General features: G+C 30.5%; 10 protein-coding genes. 6 read left to right on the top strand and 4 right to left on the bottom strand.

Annotation, left to right across the window (positions count from 1 at the left end):
• The coding region (locus tag ACJAX4_RS20230) for a rhodanese-like domain-containing protein (RefSeq protein ID WP_435791243.1) at positions 1 to 355 on the top strand (355 nt) is incomplete at its 5' end.
• 25 nt (positions 356 to 380) lie between these two features.
• Here the strand turns inward: ACJAX4_RS20230 and ACJAX4_RS20235 are convergent.
• The 3 genes from ACJAX4_RS20235 to ACJAX4_RS20245 all read right to left on the bottom strand — a co-directional run bounded on the left by ACJAX4_RS20235 (position 381) and on the right by ACJAX4_RS20245 (position 2,552).
• Positions 381 to 737, bottom strand: coding sequence for a NifB/NifX family molybdenum-iron cluster-binding protein (locus tag ACJAX4_RS20235; RefSeq protein ID WP_435791244.1), 357 nt, complete (start codon positions 735 to 737; stop codon positions 381 to 383).
• A gap of 17 nt (positions 738 to 754) precedes the next feature.
• Positions 755 to 1,588: an Mrp/NBP35 family ATP-binding protein gene (locus tag ACJAX4_RS20240; protein WP_435791245.1), complete on the bottom strand. Its 834-nt coding sequence runs from the start codon at positions 1,586 to 1,588 to the stop codon at positions 755 to 757.
• 88 nt (positions 1,589 to 1,676) lie between these two features.
• Positions 1,677 to 2,552 (bottom strand): LysR family transcriptional regulator, encoded by an 876-nt coding sequence (locus tag ACJAX4_RS20245; RefSeq protein WP_435791251.1) that lies wholly within the window; start codon positions 2,550 to 2,552, stop codon positions 1,677 to 1,679.
• A gap of 145 nt (positions 2,553 to 2,697) precedes the next feature.
• Here ACJAX4_RS20245 and ACJAX4_RS20250 point away from each other — a divergent pair, with 145 nt between their 5' ends.
• From ACJAX4_RS20250 to ACJAX4_RS20270, 5 genes are all read left to right on the top strand, one after another.
• Positions 2,698 to 3,705 carry a YeiH family protein gene (locus ACJAX4_RS20250; RefSeq protein WP_435791246.1) on the top strand — a complete coding sequence of 336 codons (1,008 nt, stop codon included), beginning with the start codon at positions 2,698 to 2,700 and terminating at the stop codon, positions 3,703 to 3,705.
• A 175-nt stretch (positions 3,706 to 3,880) separates the two neighbouring features.
• Entirely contained in the window at positions 3,881 to 4,243 is a 363-nt protein-coding gene (locus ACJAX4_RS20255; protein ID WP_435791247.1) for a DUF4234 domain-containing protein, read from the top strand.
• A gap of 26 nt (positions 4,244 to 4,269) precedes the next feature.
• Positions 4,270 to 4,623 carry a DUF2752 domain-containing protein gene (locus tag ACJAX4_RS20260; protein WP_435791252.1) on the top strand — a complete coding sequence of 118 codons (354 nt, stop codon included), beginning with the start codon at positions 4,270 to 4,272 and terminating at the stop codon, positions 4,621 to 4,623.
• 162 nt (positions 4,624 to 4,785) lie between these two features.
• Positions 4,786 to 5,352, top strand: coding sequence for a sigma-70 family RNA polymerase sigma factor (locus ACJAX4_RS20265; protein ID WP_435791248.1), 567 nt, complete (start codon positions 4,786 to 4,788; stop codon positions 5,350 to 5,352).
• The gene (locus ACJAX4_RS20270) at positions 5,349 to 6,740 is read left to right on the top strand and encodes a DUF4179 domain-containing protein (RefSeq protein WP_435791249.1); all 1,392 of its coding nucleotides are present in this window, start codon (positions 5,349 to 5,351) and stop codon (positions 6,738 to 6,740) included. The genes ACJAX4_RS20265 and ACJAX4_RS20270 overlap by 4 nt, the downstream gene beginning before the upstream one ends.
• A gap of 106 nt (positions 6,741 to 6,846) precedes the next feature.
• On the opposite strand, the gene ACJAX4_RS20275 is transcribed toward ACJAX4_RS20270, so the two are convergent.
• Positions 6,847 to 7,563 (bottom strand): DsrE/DsrF/DrsH-like family protein (locus tag ACJAX4_RS20275; RefSeq protein ID WP_435791250.1); only part of this gene is annotated, 717 nt, incomplete at its 5' end.

Here is a 7,563-nt window from a genome sequence, read left to right on the forward strand (position 1 = left end):
AGCATACATGATTTATCCTAGAATAATGATTAAATTTAATAAGAATGTACAGAATGTTTCTGGAGATGATATTACTAAGCTTATTAGAGATAACAAAGATTTAGTTATTATCGATGTAAGAACTAAGGGTGAGTACCAATCAGGGCATATAAATAAATCTAAACTAATGCCTGTTTCTGAAATTGCCTCAAGAATTACAGAGTTAGAAAAATTCCGTGGTAAACCAATGTTAGTCCACTGTGCATCAGGAAATAGAAGTCCTAGGGCGGTCAATGTATTATTGAAAAATAAATTTGGGCCAATATATCATATGAGTCATGGGTTATCAGGCTTTAATGGAAACTTAAAAAATTAAAGAAGCACAAATGTGCTTCTTTTTTTTATTGATGATGATGTTCACCATGATGATTACAAATTACATTTTTATCTTCTAAGGTACCATTAATATATTCAAGAAGAACATTATTGTATTCTCCAGAGGATCCTTTTATCACTTTAAGGCCATTTTGTTTTAAACCATTAACTGCACCTTCACCAATTCCTCCAGTGATAACTATTGTTGCACCTTTTTCTGCAAGTAAGTTTGAAAGGCCCTGATGGTTATGCGCAAGCTCAGCTGAAGATATCTCTTCAATATTTATAATTTTTTTATCTTCTATAGTTGCAATAACAAAACTTTTGCTCATTCCAAAATGTTGATTGACCATACTACCATTATTAGGTATTGCAATTTTCATATATATTACCTCCCATTTTATTTGCTTTTATGTGCCTTATCAATAATTTTTACAACAATGTTTTCTGCTATTTCTGTTAATTCAGGATTTAGTTTGTACTCACCTTTGTTGGAAATATTAACAATTTCCTTGCACATTGGAATTTCTCCAAGTAAATCTAGTCCGTTTTTATCTAAAAATTCATCTATGTTATCTGATTCAAAGAATTTTATTTTCTCACTACATCCAGGACAAATAATATAACTCATATTCTCAATTAATCCCATTATATTTATGTTTAGCTTACGCGCCATATTTATTGCTTTTCCAACAATCATAGATACCATGTCTTGTGGCGTCGAAACCATTACTATGCCTGTAATTGGTATTGATTGCATTACGGTTAATGCAACGTCACCTGTGCCAGGAGGCATATCTATTATTAAATAATCAAGTTCTCCCCATATAACATCAGTCCAAAACTGCGTAACAACTCCAGAAACTGCTGGTCCTCTCCAAATAACTGGATCATCTTCGTTTTCTACAAGAAGATTCATTGAAATAACATCAATACCCTCAGGAGTTCTAACTGGCAAAATACCAGATTCACTCATTACGGGTTTCACATCTTGAATACCTAAAAGTCTTGGTATACTTGGGCCCGTAATATCTGAATCCATAAGTCCAACCTTATAGCCTTTTTTATTAAGTTCATGTGCAATAAGAGCGGATATTGTTGATTTACCAACACCACCTTTACCACTCATGACTCCGATAATATTTTTAACTTTATTTAATGGATTATTTTTTATGCCACAGGTTTCTTTACTGTCACACCCATCATTTGATGGACAACTTTCACAATCAGCCATATATTAACACCTCATTTTTTTATTTGTTATAGTATAGTTACATTATAATACTATAAATTTTTATTGTCAAATGCCAATAAAAAACGAGCTATTTAAGGCAAAAACATATGAAATTAGAAGCGAATTCTTTATCACAATCTTTTAAATATACAAAGTTAAATTCTCTAAATATTCGAAGCTCTTTAATGGGAATAATTTTTATTTTACCGGACTCTACTTCTTTTTTTACAGTTTCTTTTGACAATATGGAGTACCCTAAATTTGCTTCCACGAGAGACTTTATAGCAGATATGCTACCAAGTTCCATATAGGGTTTAAAGCTTTTTAGGTCAAAGCCTATTTCTGAAATTTTATTCTCGAAAGTCTCTCTGGTTCCTGAGCCACTCTCTCTTAATATTAATTTTCCTTTTAAAATTTCACTTACATTTATATATTTACATTTAGCAAACTCATGTAAATAGGATACCGCAAGCACCAATTCATCATCTTTATACTTAGTATATTTAATTTTAGTTTTATCGAAGTTTCCCTCTATTAGTGCTAGGTCAATCTTTCTATTTAATAGTTTTTGGATTATTTTTTCTGTGTTGCTAACTTGTAGAAGTATGTCAGTATTGTTATAACAGTTCTTATATTCAGCTAGCATATAAGGGAGTAGATAACCACCAATAGTCATAGAAGCGCCTACGTAATAAGTTCTATTAATACTATCTTTATTTCTAAATTCCAAATCTAAATTTCTATAGATATTATGCAATTCAATAGCATACTTATAAAGAGTTTTCCCTTCTTCCGTTAATCTCATTATTTTTTCCCTTTTCTTTATAAAAATCACACCATAGTAATCTTCAAGAAATTTTATATGTTGGGAGACCGCCGGTTGAGTTATATTTAATATCTCACTAGCTTTTGTATAGCTTTTAATTTTTGCAACTGTAATAAAGGTTTCAAGTCTTATATCCATCAAAATTATCATCTCCAGTAAAAATTACATTTATATGTATTATAACAAATACTTATGCAAACATAACAATTTATAATTTGTTTTATTTTAATTTTAGTATTATTCTAATAGTGCTACAAAAACAAAATAAATAGGAGATGATTACATGAATTGGATTAAAGAAAATTACCCAGGAATATTTCTATCCTTATTATTAGCATTTGTTGCATCGATGCTTGGAAATATGCTCCCTATTGTAGGTGGGCCTGTCTTTGGAATTATGCTTGGATTAATCATAAACAATACTTTAGGTAAGCCTGACGTTACTTTAAAGGGTATTATGTTTACATCTAAGAAAATACTTACCTATGCTATTGTAGTACTTGGTGCAGGATTAAGTCTTACACAGGTTTTGAAAACTGGTTTAAGTTCTTTTTCAGTAACGGCGTTTACACTCTCAGCAGCATTTATAACAGCATATGGCGTAGGAAGGTTACTTAGTATACCATATAAGTTAAAAACTTTAATTGGTGTTGGTACTGCTATATGTGGTGGTTCTGCCATAGCTGCAATTGCGCCAATTATTGAAGCAGATGATATGGATATAGCTTATTCTATCTCTACTATATTTTTATTTAACATTATAGCTGTACTAATATTTCCGCCGCTTGGACATCTATTAGGATTTTCAGATAAGGCATTTGGTCTTTGGGCAGGAACTGCCATAAATGATACTTCTTCAGTTGTGGCTGCTGGATATGCTTTTAGTAATAGCGCTGGAGCGTATGCTACTATTGTCAAGCTTACAAGAACTACTATGATTATACCTATATCCATTATTTTTGCTTTCATAACGGCCTATAAAAAGAAAAAAGAATCTAAAAAGGATTCTAAGGTTAATTACAGTTTTAAAAAAATATTTCCCTGGTTTATTATATGGTTCCTTATTGCTTCACTATTAAACACACTTGGATTATTCAAAGGGAACAGTATTATATACATAAATACTCTTGGAAAATTCATGATTGTAATGGCACTTTCAGCAATAGGGCTTAATACTAATTTTAAGAAAATGATTAAGAATGGTATAAAACCTATACTGCTTGGATTGATTGTTTGGATTTCAGTAGCTACTGTAAGTATATTAGTGCAGTTTGTTACTGGACAAATATAAGAAGTGGTAGCTAAAGTTTCACAAAATTTATGAGAATTATGAAATATTTTAGAAGAAACTTTAAATATAGAATATATTGGAGCAAAAGGTCTATTTATGCTATAATTGGAAGAAAGATATAATTTTCTACAAAACACGTCAAGACAAAGAGGTAGAGCAATGGGAGGTGATTTTAATGAAAGGAATTACAAGAAGTGTAGCTGGACTTATAATTTTATCAATTTTAACATGTGGAATATATCAGATGTATTGGATGTATGTTACAACTAATGAAACAAATGAATATATATCTAAAGAAGATACTAGTGGTGGAATGGTTTTAGTTTTTAGTATAATTACTTGTGGAATCTATACTATATACTGGTATTATACAATGGGTAAAAAGCTTCAAGATGTTCAATGTAGAGCGCTCGGTAAAAGTAATGATAACGGTAATGATGATTCTCTACTTTATATTCTTTTGAGTATTTTTGGGCTTTCCATTGTAGCTTCAGCAATAATCCAATCAAACTTAAATAAAGCATGGGGAAGTATGTAATCTTTTTAATTATTTTATATTTTGGTATGAGGCTTAACTCTTTTTTTACATCTACAATATGTTTTGTCCGTGGTGTTTCGGGTATACCATGTCCATCATGTGGAATGACTAGAGCATATAAGTTGTTTCTTCAAGGAGATTTAGAGGGAGCTTTTCATATGCACCCACTATTTGTCATACCAATTATAATTGTTGCATTGTTCTTAACAAGAAAAATGCATATTCTATACAAATATAAGTACCATTTGTTGGTAATGTTTTTAGGGGTATATGTTTATAGGATGATTATTTTATTTCCGAATGAAGCGCCAATGATGTTCAATCATAAGGCGTTGTTACCAAGAATATTTAAAATGTTTATAAATCTAGTAAGGAGTTGAATTAATTATTCGGCTCCTTATTTTTTTTTCTGTAAACTTTAAATCATTACTAAAGGGATTATAGAGGATTTTACAATAAGAGGAATAATATACTATTATTTATTATTTAATTGAGAGATTTCGTGTGTTACGTGTGTATTACTATATGAGAGGTGTTTAAAGATGATAGATAATTTGGTTGACAGGCTAAAAACAAGAGATGAGAGTGCTTTAGATGATATATATGATATGTACTTTGACAGAGTATATTATTTCGTGAAAAGAATCCTAGGTACACTTGGAACTAAGGAGGACATTGAAGAATGTGCAAGTGATGTGTTTTTAGCTTTATGGAAAGAAATTCATAAATTTGATGAGAAGCGTGGTTCTTTTGATACATTTGTAAATGTAAAGACAAGAACAGTAGCTCTTAATGTAAGGAGAAAACTTCAAAAGCATGCACAAAAGGAACTAAGTGAATCTGCTAACGATATGGATATTTACGACAATGTATCACTTAGTATTGAAGAGGAAGTACTTGAAAAAAATGCTGAACAAGACTTTTTACAGATAATTAGTAAATTCAAAGAACCTGATAAAACGTATTTTCACCTTAGATATTTCATGAATTACGAAATAAAAGAAATAGCGAAGGTCTTTAATACAACGGTTAGTTCTGTAGACAATAGATTATATCGGTGCAGACTCTTGTTAAAGAAAATTAGATGCAAGGAGGTTAAAGTGATATGAATGAAAAGGAATTATTTAATATAGTAGATAATATTTCTGAAGAGGATTTGAGTATGATAATGAATGAGGCATATACAAAGGATTATATAGAAAATTCTAATGACAATAATTACGAAAAAGAAAAAATCCGGACTAAACTCCACGGAAAAATTGTGCAGGCTGCGGAATTAGGCTTAAAAAGGGAATCTAAAAAAGGAAAAGGCATAAAGAAAAATAAAATCATTAATAATATAATAAAATCAGTGATAGCAGCAATGTTAGTATTTGTAGTATCAGTTAATGTTTTTCCGGGTGTAGCACTAGCTTTAGTTAAAATACCAGGATTAGATAAGCTAGTAAAAATAGTTAGCTATGACAAGGGATTTAATAACATTGTAAATAATGGAAATATTCAAAAAGTAGGTACTACTATAGACGATAAGGGGGTGCAATTTACTGTAACAGATGTAGCAGGGGATGACTTAAAGTTATGGATTGGATATGAGATCGAAGATGAAAATTTAATGTTAGGGAAAATAGAATTTAAAAATAAAGCTGATGGTAAATACCTTCCATGGTCTGTAATAGGGCACGATAAAGATTATATGGAAGTTCATATGGATAGGGTAGTTAAAGATTTTGAAATAGAAATAGAGGTTTATAAAGATGATCCATCTTTTCATATAGCACTCTCAGAGTTAGAAGAAAAAGCTATAGGTGATATAGAACAGCTTTTATACAAAAGTAAAATCACAACCTTAAATATACCTATATCACTAAATGATAAAATTTATAACAAGGGTTTAAGAGTTTTTAATATAAGCGGAAAAGAATTTAAAAGTGAAGTGGGTATATTTAAAATTGAAAAATTGGAACTTTCGAGTTCAAGGAGTAGAGTTTACTGCGAACTTTTAAGTGAGGAAAATAAATTAACTGGTGTTTTAGAACCGAGTCTTGTTGATGGAGAGGGTACGCAGTATTTCAGTCCTAATGACTTTATAGCTTATGTTGATAACAATATGATTTACTTAGAATTGCAAGGTGGGATAAACAACACAAAGGGATTAACTTTCGAGTGTAAGGGATTTAAATATATAAATAAGCAGGATAAGCATATTACGATAGATTTAAAAAATAAACAGATAGATCCTAATAATCTGGGTATATCTATTATCGATGTTGATGGTTCTAATATTACTTTAAATGTACCTGAAAATGCAATAGAGTTTAGTCATGAAGCTAAAAATGAAAAAGATAAGAAAGTTGCAATTAAAGAGATAGAAATGGACACTTTTAAAGAAACGGTAAAGTTTAAATTTAATGAATTAAACAATGAAAAAATAATTTTGGATGTGAAAAGCATACAATATAATGTACCACAAGATTTTGAGATGAGGATTATAGATTAAAAGCACAATAACAATAAATGCGGTGGCAACTACCTTAGTAGTTACCACCGCATTTATTGTTTTCACTTGACACGTGGGTAGCACTTAAAATATTAGGTGGCACCAATTAGATAAACAGATTTACATTTGAGTTTTCAGTTTCACCTAAGTAATATCCAACTCCTCCAATTTTAACTCCATCAATAAGTTCTTCTTGTGTAATACCCATAACATCCATGGACATTGAGCAAGCAACTACCTCTACGCCACTATCAATAGCTGATTTTATTAAATCTTCAAGAGAACTTATATTTTTGTTTTTCATTACAGAACGGATCATTTTAGCTCCCACTCCCATCATGTTCATTTGGGATAGTCTAAGTTTTTTACTTCCTCTTGGCATCATAAATCCAAACATGGAATCTATTAAACCTTTTTTTACAGATACTTTTTCAGGTTTCCTTATGACGTTAAGACCCCAGAAGGTAAATAATATGGTAACTTTACTTCCCATTGCAACTGCACCATTTGCAATAATAAATGCTGCAATGGCTTTATCTAAATCACCACTAAAAACCACCATTGTTTTATTGTTTTTTTCTACTATTTCCGATGGAAAGGATCTACTTACTTTTGTATCGTTGCTACTTTTTTTTTTGATAAAGGCATAAACCATACCTTTTTCTTTTCTAAGATCTAATAATTCATTGTTTGTTTTAGTACACCAAGATTTAATGTCCTCATAAAAACCAGGATCAGAAGCTGTTACTTTTAATATTTGACCATCACTTAATTCGTCAATATTAGCTTTGACTTGAATTAATGGACCAGGACAACATAAACC

Origin of the sequence: Clostridium sp. (assembly GCF_051278035.1) — a bacterium.
Classification (GTDB): Bacteria; Bacillota; Clostridia; order Clostridiales; family Clostridiaceae; genus Clostridium_AD.

Bases quoted from the DNA above. Each gene is read 5' to 3' on its own strand.
- ACJAX4_RS20260 (WP_435791252.1), top strand. From the start codon at position 4,270: ATGAGGCTTAACTCTTTTTTTACATCTACAATATGTTTTGTCCGTGGT.
- ACJAX4_RS20250 (WP_435791246.1), top strand. From the start codon at position 2,698: ATGAATTGGATTAAAGAAAATTACCCAGGAATATTTCTATCCTTATTA.
- ACJAX4_RS20265 (WP_435791248.1), top strand. From the start codon at position 4,786: ATGATAGATAATTTGGTTGACAGGCTAAAAACAAGAGATGAGAGTGCT.
- ACJAX4_RS20245 (WP_435791251.1), bottom strand. From the start codon at position 2,552: ATGGATATAAGACTTGAAACCTTTATTACAGTTGCAAAAATTAAAAGC.
- ACJAX4_RS20235 (WP_435791244.1), bottom strand. From the start codon at position 737: ATGAAAATTGCAATACCTAATAATGGTAGTATGGTCAATCAACATTTT.
- ACJAX4_RS20270 (WP_435791249.1), top strand. From the start codon at position 5,349: ATGAATGAAAAGGAATTATTTAATATAGTAGATAATATTTCTGAAGAG.
- ACJAX4_RS20255 (WP_435791247.1), top strand. From the start codon at position 3,881: ATGAAAGGAATTACAAGAAGTGTAGCTGGACTTATAATTTTATCAATT.
- ACJAX4_RS20240 (WP_435791245.1), bottom strand. From the start codon at position 1,588: ATGGCTGATTGTGAAAGTTGTCCATCAAATGATGGGTGTGACAGTAAA.